At 58.4% G+C, this 20,443-nt stretch carries 15 protein-coding genes; 7 read left to right on the forward strand and 8 right to left on the reverse strand.

Features of this window, described 5'->3' with window-relative positions; all coding sequences use genetic code 11:
* Positions 1-14: 14 nt before the first annotated feature.
* The gene (maeB, locus tag WM95_RS17695) at positions 15-2,294 is read right to left on the reverse strand and encodes an NADP-dependent oxaloacetate-decarboxylating malate dehydrogenase (RefSeq protein WP_023308741.1); all 2,280 of its coding nucleotides are present in this window, start codon (positions 2,292-2,294) and stop codon (positions 15-17) included.
* Between the two features lie 289 nt (positions 2,295-2,583).
* On the opposite strand from maeB, the gene tal reads away from it, so the two are divergent.
* A complete protein-coding gene (tal, locus tag WM95_RS17700; RefSeq protein ID WP_063408678.1) occupies positions 2,584-3,534 on the forward strand; it encodes a transaldolase in 951 nt (316 codons plus the stop codon).
* A 19-nt stretch (positions 3,535-3,553) separates the two neighbouring features.
* The gene (tkt, locus tag WM95_RS17705) at positions 3,554-5,542 is read left to right on the forward strand and encodes a transketolase (RefSeq protein ID WP_045399745.1); all 1,989 of its coding nucleotides are present in this window, start codon (positions 3,554-3,556) and stop codon (positions 5,540-5,542) included.
* Positions 5,543-5,638: 96 nt separating this feature from the next.
* On the opposite strand, the gene WM95_RS17710 is transcribed toward tkt, so the two are convergent.
* The 3 genes from WM95_RS17710 to aegA all read right to left on the reverse strand — a co-directional run bounded on the left by WM95_RS17710 (position 5,639) and on the right by aegA (position 9,420).
* Positions 5,639-6,682, reverse strand: a complete 1,044-nt coding sequence (locus WM95_RS17710) for a DUF1176 domain-containing protein (protein ID WP_023308744.1) — start codon at positions 6,680-6,682, stop codon at positions 5,639-5,641.
* 101 nt (positions 6,683-6,783) lie between these two features.
* Positions 6,784-7,377: a GDP-mannose pyrophosphatase NudK gene (nudK, locus tag WM95_RS17715; RefSeq protein ID WP_023308745.1), complete on the reverse strand. Its 594-nt coding sequence runs from the start codon at positions 7,375-7,377 to the stop codon at positions 6,784-6,786.
* 66 nt (positions 7,378-7,443) lie between these two features.
* Positions 7,444-9,420, reverse strand: a complete 1,977-nt coding sequence (aegA, locus tag WM95_RS17720; RefSeq protein WP_088544907.1) for a formate-dependent uric acid utilization protein AegA — start codon at positions 9,418-9,420, stop codon at positions 7,444-7,446.
* 152 nt (positions 9,421-9,572) lie between these two features.
* Between aegA and narQ the strand changes: the two genes are divergently transcribed.
* Together narQ and acrD are read left to right on the forward strand one after the other, a co-directional pair.
* Positions 9,573-11,267, forward strand: a complete 1,695-nt coding sequence (gene narQ, locus WM95_RS17730) for a nitrate/nitrite two-component system sensor histidine kinase NarQ (RefSeq protein ID WP_063408114.1) — start codon at positions 9,573-9,575, stop codon at positions 11,265-11,267.
* Between the two features lie 142 nt (positions 11,268-11,409).
* On the forward strand, positions 11,410-14,523 hold the full coding sequence (gene acrD, locus WM95_RS17735) for a multidrug efflux RND transporter permease AcrD (protein WP_059446266.1): 3,114 nt from the start codon (positions 11,410-11,412) through the stop codon (positions 14,521-14,523).
* 109 nt (positions 14,524-14,632) lie between these two features.
* Here acrD and ypfM read toward each other — a convergent pair whose 3' ends face one another.
* Positions 14,633-14,692 carry a protein YpfM gene (ypfM, locus tag WM95_RS27240; RefSeq protein WP_015572204.1) on the reverse strand — a complete coding sequence of 20 codons (60 nt, stop codon included), beginning with the start codon at positions 14,690-14,692 and terminating at the stop codon, positions 14,633-14,635.
* A 387-nt stretch (positions 14,693-15,079) separates the two neighbouring features.
* Between ypfM and WM95_RS17740 the strand changes: the two genes are divergently transcribed.
* From WM95_RS17740 to WM95_RS17750, 3 genes are read left to right on the forward strand one after another with little or no spacing between them, the layout of a single operon-like run.
* Positions 15,080-15,430, forward strand: coding sequence for an ArsC family reductase (locus WM95_RS17740; protein WP_023308749.1), 351 nt, complete (start codon positions 15,080-15,082; stop codon positions 15,428-15,430).
* A 10-nt stretch (positions 15,431-15,440) separates the two neighbouring features.
* Entirely contained in the window at positions 15,441-16,568 is a 1,128-nt protein-coding gene (gene dapE / locus WM95_RS17745; RefSeq protein ID WP_045355343.1) for a succinyl-diaminopimelate desuccinylase, read from the forward strand.
* Positions 16,569-16,592: 24 nt separating this feature from the next.
* Positions 16,593-16,790, forward strand: a complete 198-nt coding sequence (locus WM95_RS17750) for a hypothetical protein (RefSeq protein WP_023308751.1) — start codon at positions 16,593-16,595, stop codon at positions 16,788-16,790.
* Between the two features lie 38 nt (positions 16,791-16,828).
* Here the strand turns inward: WM95_RS17750 and ypfH are convergent, their stop codons facing one another.
* The 3 genes from ypfH to ypfJ all read right to left on the reverse strand — a co-directional run bounded on the left by ypfH (position 16,829) and on the right by ypfJ (position 20,413).
* The gene (gene ypfH, locus WM95_RS17755; RefSeq protein ID WP_023308752.1) at positions 16,829-17,524 is read right to left on the reverse strand and encodes an esterase; all 696 of its coding nucleotides are present in this window, start codon (positions 17,522-17,524) and stop codon (positions 16,829-16,831) included.
* A 73-nt stretch (positions 17,525-17,597) separates the two neighbouring features.
* Complete coding sequence (locus WM95_RS17760; protein ID WP_088544908.1) at positions 17,598-19,544, reverse strand: tRNA(Met) cytidine acetyltransferase TmcA; 1,947 nt, start codon at positions 19,542-19,544, stop codon at positions 17,598-17,600.
* Positions 19,544-20,413 (reverse strand): KPN_02809 family neutral zinc metallopeptidase, encoded by an 870-nt coding sequence (ypfJ, locus tag WM95_RS17765; protein ID WP_023308754.1) that lies wholly within the window; start codon positions 20,411-20,413, stop codon positions 19,544-19,546. Before ypfJ ends, WM95_RS17760 begins: the two co-directional genes overlap by 1 nt.
* Positions 20,414-20,443: the final 30 nt, after the last annotated feature.

Consider the following 20,443-nt stretch of genomic DNA (forward strand, 5'->3'; position numbering starts at 1 on the left):
GGTGAGGGTAAAAATTACAGCGGCTGCGTCTGCGCCTCAACCACCGCCAGCGCCACCATATTCACGATACGGCGCACGGAGGCAATCGGCGTTAACACATGCACCGGTTTCGCTACGCCCATCAGTACCGGTCCTACGGTCACCCCTTCAGAGCTGGAGACGCGCAGCAGGTTATAGCTGATACGCGCCGCTTCCACGTTCGGCATAATCAGTATATTGGCCGATCCCTTCAGCGGGCTGTCCGGCATACGTTCGTTACGGATGCTTTCCACCAGCGCGGCATCGCCGTGCATTTCCCCGTCAATCATCAGCTCCGGCGCACGCTCGCGCACCAGCTCCAGCGTCTGACGCATTTTGCAGGCCGCCGCGGATTTAGACGAACCAAAGTTAGAGTGCGACAGCAGCGCCACCTTCGGCTCGATACCAAAGCGACGCACGGTCTCGGCGGCCATCACCGTGATTTCCGCCAGCTCGTCCGGGGTCGGATCGTCGTTAACGTAAGTATCCGCAATAAAGGTGTTGCCGCTTGGCAGCAGCAGCGCGTTCATCGCCCCGGCGGTATGGACGCCGTCGCGATAGCCGAAGATCTCCTGCACCACGCTAAAGTGCTCGTGGTAATCGCCGATTGTGCCGCAGATCAGCGCGTCCGCCTCGCCGCGATGCACCATGATCGCGCCGATCACCGTCGTGTTGCTGATCACCGCTTTCTGCGCCTGCTCCTGGGTGATCCCCCGGCGCTTCATGATCGCGTAGTATTCGCTCCAGTACTCTTTGAAGCGCGGATCGGATTCGTTGTTCACGATCTCGAAGTCGACGCCCGGCTTAATCTGCAGGCCCAGCTTCTGGATACGCATTTCAATCACGCTCGGACGACCAATCAGGATCGGCTTCGCCAGGCCTAAGGTGATCAGCTCCTGGGTGGCGTGCAGCACGCGCGCCTCTTCCCCTTCCGCCAGCACCACGCGCTTCGCGTCGGCGCGCGCCTGGGAGAAGATCGGCTTCATGAACAGGTTCGTTTTATAGACGAACTCGGTGAGCTTATCGACGTACGCGTCGAAATCGTGGATCGGACGCGTCGCCACGCCGGAGTCCATCGCCGCTTTGGCAACGGCTGGCGCAATTTTAACAATCAGACGCGGGTCGAACGGTTTTGGAATGATGTAGTCCGGGCCGAAGCTCAGATCCTGATCGCCGTAGGCAGAGGCAACCACTTCGCTCTGCTCGGCGTGCGCCAGCTCCGCGATTGCGTGAACGGCGGCGAGCTTCATCTCTTCGTTGATCGCCGTTGCGCCGACGTCCAGCGCACCGCGGAAGATGAACGGGAAGCAGAGCACGTTGTTGACCTGGTTCGGGTAGTCCGAACGGCCGGTACAAATGATGGCGTCTTCACGCACCGCTTTCGCCAGCGGCGGCAGGATTTCCGGCTCAGGGTTCGCCAGGGCCAGGATCATTGGCGCACGCGCCATCTTCTTCACCATCTCCTGGGTCAGTACTTTCGGACCGGAGCAGCCGAGGAAGATATCCGCGCCGTCAATCACGTCGTCCAGGGTGCGTTTACCGTCGTCGTCGACCGCGTACGCCGCTTTGGTTTCCGCCATGTTCGGCTCGCGGTCTTTATAGATAACGCCTTTGGAGTCGCAGACCACAATGTTGTGTTTCTGCATACCCAGCGCCACCAGCAGGTTCATACAGGCGATGGCCGCGGCGCCTGCGCCAGAGACCACCATGCGCACGTCGGAGAGATTTTTCTCTACCACGCGCAGGCCATTCAGAATCGCGGCGGTGCTGATAATCGCGGTCCCGTGCTGGTCATCGTGGAACACGGGAATGTTCATACGCTCGCGCAGCTTCTGCTCGATATAGAAACATTCCGGCGCTTTGATGTCTTCCAGGTTGATCCCGCCGAAGGTCGGCTCCAGCGCGGCCACCACGTTGATGAATTTGTCAGGATCGAGTTCGTCCACCTCGATATCGAACACGTCGATACCGGCGAATTTCTTGAACAGTACCCCCTTCCCTTCCATCACCGGCTTACCAGCCAGCGCGCCGATGTTGCCCAGCCCCAGCACCGCCGTGCCGTTAGAGATCACGGCGACAAGGTTGCCACGCGCGGTGTATTTGTAGGCCGCCAGCGGGTCTTTTTCGATTTCCAGACACGGTGCAGCCACGCCCGGCGAATAGGCCAGCGCCAGATCGCGCTGGGTTGCCAGCGGCTTGGTTGGGGAGACCTGGATTTTCCCCGGGACAGGAAACTCGTGAAAATCGAGGGCACTCTGTTTCAACTGCTCATCCATCTTATTTTTCCTTTCACGTATCGGTCAAAAGGGTGACGTAAGCGATCCTGATGCACACCCTGGTGTGCCGCCTAGTATCGCCTCAGGCCGCCTCCTAAACTTTGAAGGCAGCCAAACTCTCACCATCACACATTAAAAATTGTTATCAATTTATAACAGCCATGTTACCCGTCTCAAAAGCAATGCCTCCCCCGTCTGCTATGCTTTTTTGTTAAGTCCATCATGATTTTTTCAGAAGTGTGAACTAACGCACTCATCTAACTCTTTTATTTCCAAGGAGTAATCATTTATGAACCAGCTAGACGGCATCAAAAAATTCACCACCGTGGTTGCAGACAGCGGCGATATCGAGTCGATTCGCCACTATCAGCCGGAGGACGCGACCACCAACCCTTCGCTACTGCTCAAAGCGGCCGGGCTTGCCCATTTTAGCCATCTGATTGATGACGCCATTGCCTACGGTAAACAGCGCGGGAAAACGCAGGAGCAGCAGGTCGCCGAAGCCAGCGACAAGCTGGCGGTTAATTTTGGTGCGGAAATTCTTAAAAGCATCCCGGGCCGCGTCTCGACCGAAGTCGACGCCCGCCTCTCGTTTGATAAAGAAAAAAGCATTAACAAAGCCCGCCGCCTGGTGGAACTGTACGAGGAGCAGGGGATCGATAAATCACGCATTCTGATCAAGCTGGCCTCCACCTGGGAAGGCATCCGCGCGGCAGAGGTGCTGGAGAAAGAAGGCATCCACTGCAACCTGACGCTGCTGTTCTCGTTTGCCCAGGCGCGCGCCTGCGCTGAGGCGGGTGTGTTCCTCGTCTCGCCGTTTGTCGGGCGCATCTACGACTGGTATCAGGCGAAACAGCCGATGGATCCATACGTGGTGGAAGAGGATCCGGGCGTGAAATCGGTCCGTAATATCTACGACTACTACAAACAGCACCGCTACGAAACCATCGTGATGGGGGCCAGCTTCCGCCGTACCGAGCAGATCCTCGCCCTGGCAGGCTGCGACCGTCTGACCATCTCCCCTAACCTGCTTCAGGAGCTACAGGACAAAGAAGAAACGGTGATACGCAAGCTGGTGCCGACCTCCACCGTTCTGCCAAAACCAAAATCCATGACCGAAGCGGAGTTCCGCTGGGAGCACAATCAGGACGCCATGGCCGTGGAAAAACTGGCGGACGGCATCCGCCAGTTCGCCGTCGACCAGCGCAAACTTGAAGATCTTCTCGCCGCCAAACTTTAACCTTGCCACGGAGTGAACTATGTCCCGTAAAGAGCTAGCCAATGCCATTCGCGCCCTCAGCATGGATGCCGTGCAAAAAGCCAATTCCGGCCACCCCGGCGCGCCGATGGGCATGGCTGATATTGCCGAAGTGCTGTGGAACGACTTTCTGAAGCACAACCCCAATGACCCGACCTGGTACGATCGCGACCGCTTTATTCTCTCCAACGGTCACGCCTCAATGCTGCTCTACAGCCTGCTGCACCTTTCCGGCTACGATCTGCCGCTTGAGGAGCTGAAAAACTTCCGCCAGCTGCACTCCAAAACGCCGGGGCACCCTGAGATTGGCTATACGCCAGGGGTGGAGACCACCACCGGGCCGCTCGGTCAGGGGCTGGCCAATGCGGTTGGGCTGGCAATTGCCGAACGCACGCTGGCGGCGCAGTTTAACCAGCCGGACCACGAAATTGTCGACCACTATACCTACGTGTTTATGGGTGACGGCTGCCTGATGGAGGGGATTTCCCATGAGGTCTGCTCCCTGGCGGGCACGCTGGGGCTCGGCAAGCTGATTGGCTTCTACGATCACAACGGCATCTCCATCGACGGGGAGACCGAAGGCTGGTTTACCGACGACACGGCAAAACGCTTTGAAGCCTATCACTGGCACGTGGTGCACGAGATCGATGGCCACGACCCTGAGGCGGTGAAAAAAGCGATTCAGGAAGCGCAGAGCGTGAAGGACAAACCGTCCCTGATTATCTGCCGCACGGTCATCGGCTTCGGCTCGCCGAACAAGGCGGGCAAAGAGGAGGCGCACGGCGCGGCGCTGGGCGAGGAGGAAGTCGCGCTGACCCGGCAAAAGCTGGGCTGGAAATATCCGCCGTTTGAGATCCCCAAAGAGATCTACAGAGCCTGGGATGCCCGTGAGGCGGGTGAAAAGGCCCAGCAGTCCTGGAACGAGAAGTTTGCCGCCTACAAAAAAGCGCACCCGGATCTCGCCGCCGAGTTCTCCCGCCGCATGAGCGGCGGCCTGCCGGAGGACTGGGACGATAAAACCCAGGCGCTGATTGAAAACCTGCAGTCCAACCCGGCGAAAATCGCCACCCGCAAGGCGTCGCAAAATACCCTCAACGCAATCGGCCCTCTTCTGCCCGAACTGCTCGGCGGCTCGGCGGACCTGGCACCGAGTAACCTGACCATCTGGTCGGGCTCAAAATCGCTTAAAGAGGACATTGCCGGGAACTACATCCACTACGGCGTGCGCGAGTTCGGGATGACCGCCATTGCCAACGGCATCGCCCATCACGGCGGGTTTGTGCCGTATACCGCCACCTTCCTGATGTTCGTCGAGTACGCCCGCAACGCGGCGCGCATGGCGGCACTGATGAAGGCGCGGCAGATTATGGTCTACACCCATGACTCCATCGGGCTGGGGGAAGACGGGCCTACGCACCAGGCGGTTGAACAGCTGGCAAGCCTGCGTCTGACGCCGAACTTCAGCACCTGGCGTCCGTGCGATCAGGTCGAAGCGGCGGTGGGCTGGAAGCTGGCGGTAGAACGCCACAATGGCCCAACGGCACTGATTCTGTCACGCCAGAACCTGGCGCAGATTGAGCGAACCCCGGAGCAGGTGAAGAACATCGCCCGCGGCGGCTACATCCTGAAGGACAGCGGCGGCAAGCCGGACGTGATCCTGATTGCGACCGGCTCCGAGGTGGAAATTACGGTGAAAGCGGCGGAGAAACTGACTGCCGAAGGACACGCGGTGCGCGTGGTGTCCCTGCCCTCAACGGATATTTTTGATGCCCAGGACGAGGCGTATCGTGAATCGGTCCTGCCGTCCAGCGTCGCGGCTCGCGTAGCGGTGGAAGCCGGTATTGCCGACTACTGGTACAAGTATGTCGGGCTCAAAGGGGCGATTGTCGGCATGCGGGGCTACGGTGAATCCGCCCCTGCCGATAAGCTGTTCCCGTACTTCGGCTTTACCGTTGAGAACGTGGTGGAGAAGGCGCTGAGCGTGATTTAGTGCGGTGTGCGTTGCCGGGTGGCGGCTACGCCTTACCCGGCCTACAAAACCGCCAAACCGTAGGCCGGGTAAGCAACAGCGCCACCCGGCATAAAACTACCGCGTGATCCATAGCGTGGGCCAGGCATCTGGCCCGTTCCAGTTGTCGCAGCTGGGCTCCTCGGCGTACCGCACCAGGCGGAAACGCTGGCCGTCAAAACGCCAGCGCGTCTGGATCCCGCAATCGCCCAAACCGCGCCCCAGCGCGAGCGTTGTCAGCTCGCGCGTCTTTTCATCGAAGCTGGCGTTCATCAACTCCATTTCGCTCCCGTCGCCTGACGGCGTAAACGGCAGACGCAGCCTGACGCTGCGTGCGGTGAACGGTTTTTTACGCGATACCAGCCACGCCAGATCGACCGTGTTATAGGCCCCCGCCTCGCAGCTGACGATCAGCAGCGCTTTGTCATCGGTTAACGCGGTGACGCGTACTTCCCGACGGTTAGGATCCAGCGAGCACTGGCTGGCGTTCATCCGCCCGGTGCCATAGTCCAGCAGGTCGTTCAGTTCGGCGTGGGAGAGCGGCGTCGGGGTCGGGTTGACGACCGCCACCTTTTTAAGGGCGGGAGCAGGCGGAACGCTTAACGGCGGATCGTCACCTTTCTTGATCCACGCGGTTTCGCTACCGACGCGCTTTTGCTGCGCATCAATGAACAGCAGCGCGGCTTTCAGACCGCTCAGTGAAATAACCTGCTTACCGTCGCGCAGGGTCAGGGCCTTCCCTTCCTGGATGTTTTTCAGAAAGGCGGTGATGGTGGCCGCATCGTCCGTTTTCAGATGCCAGGGCGTGAGCTGCCAGCGCTGTTTGTCCAGCTTCAGGGGAACGTTATCCAGCAGCAGTCGGGGGGCAATCTCTGGCTCTTTGACCGAGGGCGCATCAAGACCGCCGAGATCGATACGCAGCGTGGCGTCCGTTTTCGCCCCGGCGCTACGGGTGAGCGTCATGACCAGACCACGGTGTTCACCGGTATTGCGTGCGAGGCAAAAATTCTGGTTATTGCAGGTTACCTGCCAGTCGGAGAAGGCTTGCTGGGCAGGTGCAGCCCGCACCTGCGGCGCGAGGAGCACACAAAACAGGTAAAACAAAAAGACGCTGTAGCGCATGAATGACACAATCCCGGAACGAAAACGCTTAACTGGGCAGTATCTTCGTGTTCCCGACGGGGCTGCTCAATCGGATTTATCAGATATACCCGAAAAACAGGCTATATCCGTTCGAAAGTGGTGTTCATCAGCCCGGTTGTCTGTAAATACTGCAGTAATATCACCGCTTTACCATCCCTGATTTCGCCTGAACGCATCATCTCCAGCGCCCGGGCAAAAGGAAGCTCCAGCACTTCGATATCTTCATCCTCCACGCCACCGCCGCGGTGAGTGCGCTGCGCGTCGCTGTATTCCGCGATGAAGAAATGCACAATTTCCGTTACGCCGCCCGGCGACATAAACAGCTCGAAGACCTTTTTGACCTCGCCCACTTCGAAGCCGGTTTCTTCCACGGCCTCTTTGCGGATACAAACTTCCGGCTCATCATCATCGAGGAGGCCCGCGCAGGTTTCAATCAGACGTCCGTCAGGGTTGCCATTAACCCATGTCGCCACCCTGAACTGACGGATCAGCACCACGCTCTGCTTTTCACGGTTATAGAGCAGAATGGTTGCCCCGTTGCCGCGGTCGTAGACCTCGCGTTTGTGGCGGATCACCTCACCGTTGTTACGCGTAAGGTCATAGGTGATGTTACGCAGGACAAAGTAGTTTTCAGAAAGAATTTTGTCTTTGATAACGTCAATTTTCAGGGTCATACGGGCTCCACAACACAATGAGTCGTCCTATACTACGCCGTGAATCCCGCTTTGTCGCCCGCCGGTTTAATGATGTTTTGGCGCGTTAACTCCAAGCCAGTCGAGTATCCCCTGCGCCGCATGACGTCCTTCCGCCATTGCGGTCACCACAAGATCCGCACCGCGTACCGCATCGCCTCCGGCGAAGATCTGTGGGTTAGTCGTCTGATAACGGTAGCGGCTCTCAACCGAAGCAACGATCCGCCCCCGGTCATCCGTTTCGACACCCTGCGCCTGCAGCCACGGCATCGCGTGCGGGTTAAAACCAAACGCCATGATGACCGCATCTGCCGCCATCACGAACTCGCTGCCCGCTACCGGAACGGGCCGACGCCGTCCCTGCGCGTCCGGTTCACCGAGCTCGGTACGCAGCATCCGGATACCGTTGACCTTACCGTTCGGATCCAGCGTCAGCTCAACCGGCTGAACGTTAAATTCAAACGCCGCGCCCTCTTCTCGGGCGTTCTTCACCTCTTTCTTCGAGCCCGGCATGTTGGCCTCATCCCGACGATAGGCGCAGGTTACCTTCGCCGCGCCGTGGCGTAACGCGGTGCGGACGCAGTCCATCGCGGTATCGCCGCCGCCAAGCACCACCACGTTTAAGCCATGGGTGTCGATGAACGGTTCGCTGGCCGTCGCCTCCAGCCCCATAACGTGTCGCGTGTTGCCCACCAGGAAAGGCAGCGCGTCATAGACCCCAGGCGCGTCCTCGTGCGGGATACCTGCCTTCATCGAGCGATAGGTTCCCACGCCAATAAACAGGGCGTCGTAATCCTGCTTTAACTGAGACATCGACACGTCCTGACCCACCTCGCAGTTCAGCTCGAAGCGGATCCCCATCGCGGTAAATATCTCTCTGCGCCTCGCGAGCAGCGATTTGTCCAGCTTGAATGCCGGGATGCCAAAGGTCAGCAATCCGCCAATTTCCGGATGCCGGTCATAGACCGTCACGCTCGCTCCGCGGCGCGCCAGCACGTCGGCGCACGCCAGCCCGGCGGGCCCGGCGCCGACGATCGCGACACGTTTACCTGTCGGCGTGACGGCGGACATATCCGGCCGCCAGCCCATCGCCAGCGCGCGATCGGAGATATAGCGCTCGATGTTACCGATGGTCACGGACCCCGCCTCGTCACGTATTGTACAAGCGCCCTCGCATAATCGGTCCTGCGGACAGACGCGACCGGTAATTTCAGGTAAACAGTTGGTCTGATGAGAAAGCTCGACCGCGCCGGCGATATCCCCCGCGTTGAGGCGCTCGATCCACTGCGGGATGTGGTTATGCAGCGGGCAGGTCCATTCGCAAATGCTGTGCTCGCCGCATTTCAGGCAGCGCGACGCCTCGCGGGCGGCCTGTTCGGCCCGAAACGGCAGGTAAATTTCGTTAAAATGGCCCACGCGCTCTGCGGCAGAGAGTTTATCGGGCTCGCCGCGTGGCGGGGTTGTTTGCATCTGCTGCAGTTTGGTGCGCGAAGCGTCTTCTCTGACGGCCTCCGCATGCCAGGGCTGCGCTTCCAGGCAGGCCGTGCGCTGGCGGCGCGATTTTGCCAGATTATCAAGGACAGCAGGCGTCGCCAGGGAGAGAACGTCTGCAGGGCAATTTACGATACAGGCCGGGCCGCGTGGCCGCGTCAGACAGAGATCGCATTTATTCGCCGAGGCCTTCACGCCGCCGCTGTCGAGCGGGGTGACGATAATCTCCATCGTGCCAAACGGGCAGGCCACCGCGCAGGCTTTACAGCCGATGCATTTTTGTTGATTCACCTGTACGCTGTCATCGCATTTGCTGATGGCGCCGTTCGGGCAGCTTTGCGCGCAGGGCGCCTTTTCACATTGATGGCAGGTGACGGGGCTACTCTTCTCGCCGGCTCGCAGGACCGTAATACGGGGATGAAAATGGCGCTCGCTCAGGACGTGCTGCTCATCGTTGTGCGCCATCACGCAGGCCACTTCGCAGGCGCGACACCCGATGCACTGCTGGCTGTTAGCCATAATAAAACGATTCATAACCACACCTGTTTTTGGTTCAATAACCTTATTCTTTATATGAATATGGTATTTACGCATCACGGCGCGATCGGGCAATGTTCAAATGCCCGGAATGCCGAATTATTTACAGTGAACCTGTAGCAGATCAATTTTATTCAGAGAGCCGTTCTGTGACCGTCAAACGACCCGTTTCCGGAAGCCTTGCCTGGGCTTTCTTTTCGATAATTGCCTTATCCGTGCTGACCAGCACCGTCGCGCTGCTGACGCTTGCCAGCAGCCAGCGTGACGCCGAAGCCATTAATATCGCGGGTTCGCTGCGCATGCAGAGCTATCGTCTGGGCTACGAGATGCAGCGCAACAGCCCTTCCCTTGCCGCGCATCGCGACAGCTGGCAACGGACGCTGAACGCGCCTGCCCTGCAGAAGCTGAACCGCTGGTACGTCCCGGACGATGTAAAAGCGCGCTACCAGCAGCTGCACGTGGCGTGGCTGGAAATGGATGCTCGCATCGCCCGCGGCGACAGCGCGTGGTATCAAACCCATATTGAGGATTTTGTCGGCCGCATTGATGCCTTTGTGCTCGCCCTTCAGCACTACACCGAACATAAAATTCAGACGGTGACCCTGCTCTCGCTGGCGGGCGCTCTCGGGATCCTGCTGCTGACGCTGTTTACCCTGCGACGCATCCGTCGCCAGGTGGTGTTGCCGCTTAACAATCTGGTTGCGGCCAGCGAACGGGTTGAGCGTGGCGAATTTACAACCCCGGCGCCGGATACCGCCCTGCCGAACGAGCTGGGCCAACTCTCCCGCTCCTTCAACCACATGTCCGCCGAACTGGCTACGCTCTACCGTTCGCTCGAAGCCTCGGTCGCGGAAAAGACGCGGCATTTGCATGAAGCCCACCAGCAGCTCGACATGCTGTTCAAATGCTCTCAGGCGCTGAATACCGGCCAGATAGACAGCCACTGCTTCCGGCATATCCTGCAGATTGTCCATGACTATACGCAGATGAATTATCTCGAACTGCGCACCAGCGACGACTGGCGGCTGTCTGAAGGGACGGAGTCACATGGCATTCCTCTGCAGCACCTGCCGGTACTGATGCAGGACACCCTTTATGGCGAGCTGCGCTGGCAAAGCGAGACGGACAGCGTTCCCCTTCCGCTGATGAGAAGCGTGGCGACCATGCTCGGGCGCGGGCTGTACTTTAACCAGGCGCAAAAACATTACCAGCAGCTGCTGCTGATGGAAGAGCGCGCCACTATTGCCCGCGAGCTGCACGATTCGCTGGCGCAGGTCCTGTCATATCTGCGCATTCAGCTTGCGCTGCTCAAACGCGCAGTGCCCGAGGAAAATATCCCGGCGCAGACCATCATCACCGACTTCTCCCGCGAGCTGAACAATGCCTGGCAGCAGCTTCGCGAGCTGCTCACCACCTTCCGCCTGACGCTGAACCACGCGAACTTACCCGCGGCGCTGCAGGAGTCTCTCGACGTCCTTAAGAGCCAGACGCAGGCGAAGCTGCATCTCGACTGCCGTCTCTCCTCGCTGGCGCTGGACGCGCAAAAGCAGGTGCATTTGCTGCAGATCGTGCGTGAGGCCGTGCTGAACGCCATTAAGCACGCGCAGGCCAGCGAGATCACCGTCAGCTGCGTGACCGCCATGGACGGTACGCACAGCGTCAGCATTCGTGACAACGGCATCGGGATTGGCGAAGCCAGCGAGCCGCCGGGACACTATGGGCTGAACATTATGCGCGAACGCGCGCAACGGCTCGGCGGGATGCTGCACTTCTCGCAGCCGCAAAACGGCGGCACGCTGGTCAGCGTGACGTTCCCGGCGCACGCGCCGTTAACGGGTAAATAACGGTAAAGGAGGACGCGCAGGAAAAAGCGCATGATAATTTACATTATCTCCTTTATTTCTCCACGTTTGACCTGGGCCTTACCGCTAAAGTTATGCGGGCAATAAACAATAATGACGTGCAGCAAAACGAGGTCACTCTTTCATGGCGAATTTTTTCATCGATCGCCCCATTTTTGCCTGGGTGCTTGCCATCCTGTTGTGTCTTACAGGTGTCCTGGCGATTACTTCACTTCCTGTTGAGCAATACCCCGATCTGGCACCGCCTAACGTGCGCGTAACAGCAAACTACCCCGGCGCTTCCGCACAAACGCTGGAAAACACCGTGACGCAGGTTATCGAGCAGAACATGACGGGTCTGGATAACCTGATGTACATGTCCTCGCAAAGTAGCGCCACGGGTCAGGCGACGGTGACCCTGAGCTTTAAGGCGGGCACCGACCCGGACGAAGCGGTACAGCAGGTGCAAAACCAGCTGCAGTCGGCCATGCGCAAGCTACCCCAGGCGGTGCAGAATCAGGGCGTGACCGTGCGTAAAACCGGCGATACCAACATTTTGACCATCGCGTTTGTCTCGACGGATGGCTCGATGGATAAACAGGACATCGCGGACTACGTCGCCAGTAATATTCAGGATCCCATCAGCCGGATTAACGGCGTCGGGGATATCGACGCCTACGGCTCACAATACTCCATGCGCATCTGGCTCGATCCCAACAAGCTCAACAGCTACCAGATGACGGCAACCGACGTGACGGATGCCATAAAGGCCCAGAACGCCCAGATTGCCGTGGGGCAACTGGGGGGAACGCCTTCCGTCGATAAGCAGGCCCTGAACGCCACCATTAATTCGCAATCCCTGCTGCAGACGCCGGACCAGTTCCGCAACATCACCCTGCGCGTGAATCAGGACGGATCGGAAGTGCGTCTGGGCGATGTCGCCACGGTGGAAATGGGTGCGGAGAAATACGACTACCTGAGCCGCTTTAACGGCAATCAGGCCTCCGGTCTGGGGATAAAGCTTGCCTCCGGCGCGAACGAAATGGCCACGGCGAAACTGGTGCTGGACCGTCTGGACGAGCTTTCACAGTATTTCCCGCACGGGCTGGAGTATAAAGTCGCCTATGAAACCACCTCCTTCGTTAAAGCGTCGATCGAGGACGTGGTGAAGACCCTGCTGGAAGCCATCGCGCTGGTGTTCCTGGTGATGTACCTGTTCCTGCAAAATTTCCGTGCGACGCTGATCCCAACCATTGCCGTCCCCGTGGTGCTGCTGGGGACTTTTGCGGTGCTTTACGCGTTCGGGTACAGCATTAACACCCTGACGATGTTTGCGATGGTGCTGGCGATTGGCCTTCTGGTGGATGATGCCATCGTGGTGGTTGAAAACGTCGAGCGCATCATGAGCGAAGAAGGACTCTCGCCGCGCCAGGCGACGCGCAAATCCATGGGACAAATTCAGGGGGCGTTAGTCGGTATTGCGATGGTGCTGTCGGCGGTCTTTATCCCGATGGCCTTCTTTGGCGGCACAACCGGGGCGATCTACCGCCAGTTCTCGATAACCATCGTCTCGGCAATGGTGCTCTCCGTGCTGGTCGCATTGATCCTCACCCCCGCGCTCTGCGCCACAATCCTGAAGCCGCTGCACAAAGGGGAGCATCACGGCCAAAAAGGGTTCTTCGGCTGGTTTAACCGGATGTTCAACCGCAATGCCGCGCGATATGAATCTGCCGTCGGGCGAGTGCTTCACCGCAGCCTGCGCTGGATGATGATTTACGTTGTGCTGCTGGGCGGCATGGTCTGGCTGTTTATGCATCTCCCCACCTCGTTCCTGCCGATGGAAGACCGGGGCATGTTCACCACCTCGGTGCAGCTTCCGAGCGGCGCAACGCAACAGCAGACGCTGAAAGTGGTTCAGAAAGTAGAGCAGTATTTCTTCACGAAAGAGAAGGATAACGTTGTATCGGTCTTCTCCACCGTCGGTTCCGGCCCTGGCGGAAACGGGCAGAACGTCGCCCGCATGTTTGTTCGTCTGAAGGACTGGGACGAGCGCGATACCAAAACCGGAACGTCATTCGCCATCATTGAACGTGCGACAAAAGCCTTTGCGCATATTAAAGAGGCGCGCGTCTTCGCCAGCAGCCCGCCGGCGATAAGCGGTCTGGGCAGTTCTGCCGGGTTTGATATGGAGCTGCAGGATCACGCTGGTGCGGGCCACACGGCGCTGATGGCGGCACGCGATAAGCTGTTAGCGCTGGCGGGCAACGATCCTGACCTGACCCGCGTTCGCCACAACGGTCTTGACGACAGCCCGCAGCTGCAGGTGGATATCGATCAGCGTAAGGCGCAGGCGCTGGGCGTCTCGATCAACGATATCAACGACACCCTGCAAACGGCGTGGGGCTCGAGCTATGTGAATGACTTTATGGATCGCGGCCGCGTGAAAAAAGTGTATGTCCAGTCCGCCGCGCCGTTCCGCATGCTGCCGGACGATATTAACCGCTGGTTTGTCAGGAATAACGCTGGCGGCATGGTGCCGTTCTCTGCCTTTGCGACCTCGCACTGGGAGAGCGGTTCGCCGCGTCTGGAGCGCTATAACGGCTACTCTGCGGTTGAAATCGTCGGGGAAGCCGCGCCGGGCGTCAGTACCGGTACCGCCATGGATACCATGGAAAAACTGGTGCAGCAGCTGCCCGCCGGTTTTGGTCTGGAGTGGACGGCCATGTCCTACCAGGAGCGTCTCTCCGGAGCACAGGCTCCCGCACTTTACGCGCTCTCTCTGCTGGTGGTCTTCCTCTGCCTTGCCGCACTGTATGAGAGCTGGTCAGTCCCGTTCTCCGTCATGCTGGTCGTGCCGCTTGGGGTTATCGGTGCGCTGCTGGCGACCTGGATGCGCGGCCTCGAGAACGACGTTTATTTCCAGGTGGGTCTGCTCACCGTAATTGGGCTATCGGCGAAAAACGCCATTCTGATCGTTGAATTTGCCAACGAGATGAATGCCAAAGGCCACGAGCTGATGGCCGCCACGCTGCACGCCTGCCGTCAGCGCTTACGCCCGATCCTGATGACGTCGCTGGCGTTCATCTTTGGCGTACTGCCGATGGCAACCAGTACGGGCGCAGGCTCCAGCAGCCAGCATGCCGTCGGGACGGGGGTGATGGGCGGCATGATTTCGGCCACCATTCTGGCCATTTACTTCGTGCCGTTGTTCTTTGTGCTGGTGCGTCGTCGCTTCCCGCTAAAGGAACGCGCTGAGTAAGTGATTGAAATAAAAAAAGGCGGCATTATCGGCCGCCTTTTTATTGTGTGATTAATTCACACTATGGTTATTTTACTTATTTTAGTGCTCTTGCAATTCTTACTGAATGTCATTTACGAAGCATGCCTTCGATAAAATCTTTCCAGTTCCCCAGTTCACGTTCAATCATAACAACCTCTCTTATTATTATGCGCATTCTACAAAAACGGACCATCATTGTGAAGACTATTTAACCAATTGCTGTGATTGTACCCCACGTCCTGCGGGGATTTATGATAAATATGAACGGAGAGGCCTCAATTTTTTGTGACGGCTGGCAATATTTTGAAATAACCCTCCAAACGGGTGAGTATTATTTTACCCGCTGAGTTTATTCGAAATTTAAACTTTATGGACATCTATGCTTAAATGATGAAAGAATATTCAGCGTACAGATGTGAGTTGAATTAATAAGAAGTGTAAATCCAGACGATTCCTGAATGTGTTATATTCCACTTAAGGATATATCTTCGAATTTACTGAACATTTAATCATCATTAGGTCAAAAGGATTCACCATGATTGTGATGTACGGCATTAAAAATTGCGACACCATCAAAAAAGCCCGCCGCTGGCTGGAAGCAAACGGCGTGGAGTATCGCTTCCACGATTACCGTGCCGACGGGCTTGATGCAGAATTTCTGCATAGCGCGATCGGCGAACTGGGGTGGGAAGCACTGCTGAACACGCGCGGCACCACCTGGCGTAAGCTGGACGAATCTCTGCGCGCCAGCATCAACGACGCCGACAGCGCGGCAAAACTGATGCTCGAGATGCCGGCAATTATCAAACGCCCATTGCTCTGCGCGCCAGGGCAGCCTATGCTGCTGGGTTTCAGTGAAACCCTTTATTCCGACTTTTTTCGTTGAGGTGTAGTTTATGTCATGCCCGGTCATTGAGCTGACTCAGCAGCTTATTCGCCGTCCTTCCCTTAGCCCGGACGACGCAGGTTGTCAGGCACTTATGATTGAGCGCCTGCGTGCCATCGGTTTTACCGTTGAACGCATGGATTTTGGCGATACCCAGAACTTCTGGGCGTGGCGCGGCCAGGGTGAAACGCTGGCCTTTGCCGGGCATACTGACGTCGTTCCCGCCGGTGACGCGGATCGCTGGATCAACCCGCCGTTTGAGCCGACTATCCGCGACGGCATGCTGTTTGGTCGCGGCGCGGCAGACATGAAAGGCTCGCTGGCGGCGATGGTCGTGGCGGCAGAACGCTTTGTGGCTCAGCATCCAAACCACAAAAACCGTCTGGCGTTTTTAATCACCTCCGACGAAGAAGCCAGCGCCCATAACGGTACCGTGAAGGTCGTTGAAGCGCTGATGGCGCGTAACGAGCGTCTCGACTACTGTCTGGTTGGTGAGCCGTCCAGTACCGAAGTGGTGGGCGATGTCGTCAAAAACGGGCGCCGCGGCTCGCTGACCTGTAACCTGACCATTCACGGCGTTCAGGGGCACGTTGCTTATCCGCATCTGGCCGATAACCCGGTTCATCGCGCTGCGCCGATGCTGAGCGAGCTGGTGGGCATCGAGTGGGATAAAGGCAACGAATTCTTCCCGCCGACCAGCATGCAGATCGCGAACGTCAAGGCCGGGACCGGCAGCAACAACGTGATCCCGGGTGATTACTTCGTCCAGTTTAACTTCCGCTTCAGCACCGAACTGACCGATGAGACGATCAAGGCGCGCGTCGTCGCCCTGCTGGAAAAATATCATCTGCGCTACACCGTGGAGTGGTGGCTTTCCGGCCAGCCGTTCCTGACGCAGCGTGGCAAACTGGTGGATGCGGTGGTGAACGCCATCGAGCACTATAATGAAATTAAGCCACAGCTGCTGACAACGGGTGGCACCTCAGACGGACGCTTTATCGCCCGTATGGGCGCCCAGGTTGTCGAACTGGGTCCAGTGAACGCAACCATTCATAAAATCAATGAGTGTGTCAATGCGGCAGATTTGCAACTGCTGGCCCGTATGTATCAACGTATTATGGAGCAACTCGTCGCCTGACGAACGCTCTGAGAGGAATAGCGAATGGATTGGCTTTCAAAGTACTGGTGGATTCTGGTGTTAGTTTTTCTGGTTGGCGTACTGCTGAACGTGATTAAAGATCTTAAGCGCGTTGACCATAAAAAATTTCTCGCCAACAAACCGGATCTTCCCCCGCACCGTGATTTTAACGACAAGTGGGACGATGACGACGACTGGCCGAACAAGGACCAAAAGAAGTAATCGTTAAGTTTCCCCTCTCCCCGGGAGAGGGGGAAACCTCACATAAACTCTACAATATCATCGTTATCCGGCTTACCGCCGCTGAGCGCTTCATCAAAGTAGTGCTTCGGTACGGTATAGCGCAAACGATCGAGCGCGAACTGCATGCTACGGTCGTCAATCGCGTGGCCCAGATCGTCCACGATATCCAGCGTCACGTCCCCACCTTCGCGAATCAGCGCTTCCTGGGCGGCAACCGCATGCGAGAGCTCAATCACCCGGTCTTCACCACCGTGGATCAGGTGGATCGTGGTCTGCGTGGTCGCGCTTGTCGGTAACGTCGCAAAGCGGCCGTTAAACGCAATGACGCGTGACGCCAGACCCGGCTTCGCTTTTACGCTTTCCAGCGACATGATTGACCCCTGCGAGAAGCCAATCAGCGCGGTCGCGTCGGCACCCACGCCGCTCTGCTGCTGCCAGTAGCGGACGATGTCGATAAAGGTGGGCATGATGGCGTCGATGCGAGCCTGACGATTCTCTTCCGTCACGCCCTGAACAGAGAACCACTGGCGTCCGTTCGGACCGCATGGCTCTACGCCACCGATGCTGACAATCAATGCCTCCGGAAAAACGGGCGCAAACCAGCTGCCAATCTGACCCATATTGACGGCATTATCGCCTACGCCATGAAACAGAAGCAGTAACTGTTTAGCCGGTTTGTCAGGGCTTTGAACAACAAAATGGTCGTGTTTCATGGTGGTCTCCTTAATAGATGACCTGGATTCTACGCCTCCCGACGTGAATGACCATGCCACTTTACTGATGAAGTCATTGAAAAAATTGCCATTGCAAAATGTCTTCTTTCAACTGCTGGCAGCGCGGATAGTCAAGGCTTTCAATCGCTTGCGCAGTTTCACTCCGCAACGTTGCCAGCAACGCTTTTCGCCCGACGTCTTCAACTTTCCCTTCCATTTTCCCTCGCAGGGCCGGAAGCGGCATGTCCACGGTTAACAACAGCCGCGTCAGTGCGGCAACCGAGGTTGAAAACGCCCGATGCGCAAAAGCAAACCCCGCCAGCTCCAGCCAGTCGTCATTATTAAGGGTAGCTTCCCAGCCGTCTTCCACGGGGATCTTTTCACCGTTCCAGGCCGATAGCACCCGCGCATCGCGCTTCAGACGCCGCTGCGCCTGCTCGCACAGCTGACGCCCAGCCTCGCTCTGCGGCAGCAACGCCATCGCGGTGTAGCAGCCGCTGCTGGCTTCACGATGGCTGCCCATCCGCACCAGCACAAAGCCGCACTGCTGCCAGAAACGCCAAAGCTCATCGGTATAGCCGAAGCTCACCGACAGATAATCTTCGCCGCTGGCGCTGCGAACAAGCGCCTGGCCAATCCCTTCCCGCTGACGGTGAGGATGTACGGCAATGCGGGTGACCCGTCGTCCTCTGAGCGTCGCCGCCAGCGGAGAGCCGCCGTGCGCCGCCAGGGACTGCGCCACCAGGTTACCGCGCGGACGCCGGTATCCTGCCCACACGGCGCGGCTAAGCTCAGGGGAGAGCCCGCCCTCCTCCACCAGCCAGAGCGCCCCGGCGATATCCGGGTCCGTTTCGGCAACGGCAAACCGCTGCCCGGGCGCGTCCATCATGCGGCGTAAATCGAGCGGCGAGGTGCGATAATGCGCCGCGCAGAGGAGTTCGTATACGCTCGCTGCAAGCGCCGGGCGGCGTTCCCAGGCCTCCGGGGTCAGGGAGGTTAAACGCACCTCTCCCTCCGGGCGGCGGTCGATCAGCGTATCGTCAAACAGCAGCGCGCTGGCGACAACCCGCTCAAGCGGGCAGCTCGCCGCCCAGCGTACCGGTGTAGATAAGCTGTAGCGCTGCAGCCCGGTAAACCGACCGCAGAATTTAAGCAGGAATCCCCGGCCCGTCCCTTCATAGCCCTGCACCGTGGTGGTCAACAACACGCGAGGGAAACGGACAGCCAGCTTTTCCAGCAGAGGTCCGGGGATAGCAGCGGCTTCATCAACAATCAGCCAGTCAGCCCCGCGTGAAGAGGCAAGCAGCGCGTCCGGGGCCATAAAATGAAAACGCTCTCCGGCGAAGCGGGCGATGATATCCGTCGCCCCTTTCGACGGCGCGGTAACCACGGCGCTGCCCGCAATGCGGTTCAGCAACATGCCTGCCAGGGCTGATTTTCCGCGCCCGCGCGCGGCGGTAACGGCCACGATGCCCTCCGCCATCCCCTGCAGCACGTCCAGGATCTCAGCCTGCTCGCGCTGCGGTGCGCCGCTGGCAGGCTGCCAGTCTGGCGCGTCGGGTAAAGGCGGAAGGGAAAACGCGCGGCCCTGAAGCCAGACAATCGCGTCGGGATCGACGGCAATCGTCCGGCAGAAATGGTGGACAAAATGCGGCGTGGCTATCGCTTCTGCGCTGTCGCTCCAGCGCAGTGAATCGCTGTCTGGCAACCCGGACCACGCGTCGAGCGGCGGAACCCGCAGCACCAGAAGGCTTCCGGCGCTTAGCGTTCCGCTCAGGGCGGCAAACGCGGCGACATCAAACCCGGCGCTGGCGTCAAAAACGGCATGCCGGAACTCGCGTCCCAGCAGACCGCTGATGGCTTTTGAAGGATGTTCGTCAAGCCTTACCCAGTCTCCGGGCAAGGCGTCACGCAGGGCAAGCGCCTGGGTTAACGTCCACTGCGCCTCGCCGCTGAGCACCACCAGCCGACGATGGCCGGTGCGCTCAAGCTCGCTTATCAGCTGTTCAAACTGCAGCATTACATCGCTTTGCCGAAGGTATTACACTGCGCCGGATCGCCGCTGTCGAAGCCGCGTTTAAACCAGCTATAGCGCTGCTGTGAGGTACCGTGAGTGAAGCTGTCCGGCACGACGCGCCCCTGGCTTTGCTGCTGAAGGCGGTCGTCACCGATAGCCTGAGCGGCATTTAACGCCTCTTCAAGATCGCCGGATTCCAGCACGCCCTGCTGCTGCATGCTGTGGCCCCAGACGCCCGCGAAGCAGTCCGCCTGCAGCTCCATTTTAACGGAAAGGCGGTTCACTTCCGCCTGAGACGCATTTTGCTGGAGCTGGCGCACTTTTGGCTCAATCCCCAGCAGCTTTTGCACGTGATGACCGACTTCATGCGCGATCACGTAGCCCTGGGCAAAATCACCGTCGGCGCCAAGCTTGCGTTTCATGTCATCGTAAAAAGAGAGATCGATATAGACGGTGCCGTCTGCCGGGCAGTAGAACGGCCCCATCACAGATTGCCCGGTACCGCATCCGGTGCGGGTTGCCCCCCGGTACATCACCAGCTTCGGCTGCTGGTAGGTACGCCCCATCTTCTCAAACAGCTGACTCCAGGTGTCTTCTGTTGTGGCGAGAATAACGGAGGTAAATTTGGCCGCTTCATCTTCATTCGGGCTGATGGAGCGCTGAGAATGCTGCTGCTGTTGCAGCGGCTGACCGGTCATTAAACCGGTGAGATCGACGCCGTAGTACCCCGCGACTAAAACCACAATCAGCAGGATTATCCCGCCCTTGCCGCTGGGTAACCGGAAGCCTGGCCCACCCATTGAAGGACCGCCGCCGCCATCACTGCGTCTGTCTTCTACATTGTCACTTTCACGACGCCCTTGCCAGCGCATAACCACCTCGAACTATTCCATTTATAATAG

The organism is Enterobacter cloacae complex sp. ECNIH7 (assembly GCF_002208095.1).
Taxonomy (GTDB): Bacteria; Pseudomonadota; Gammaproteobacteria; order Enterobacterales; family Enterobacteriaceae; genus Enterobacter; species Enterobacter cloacae_M.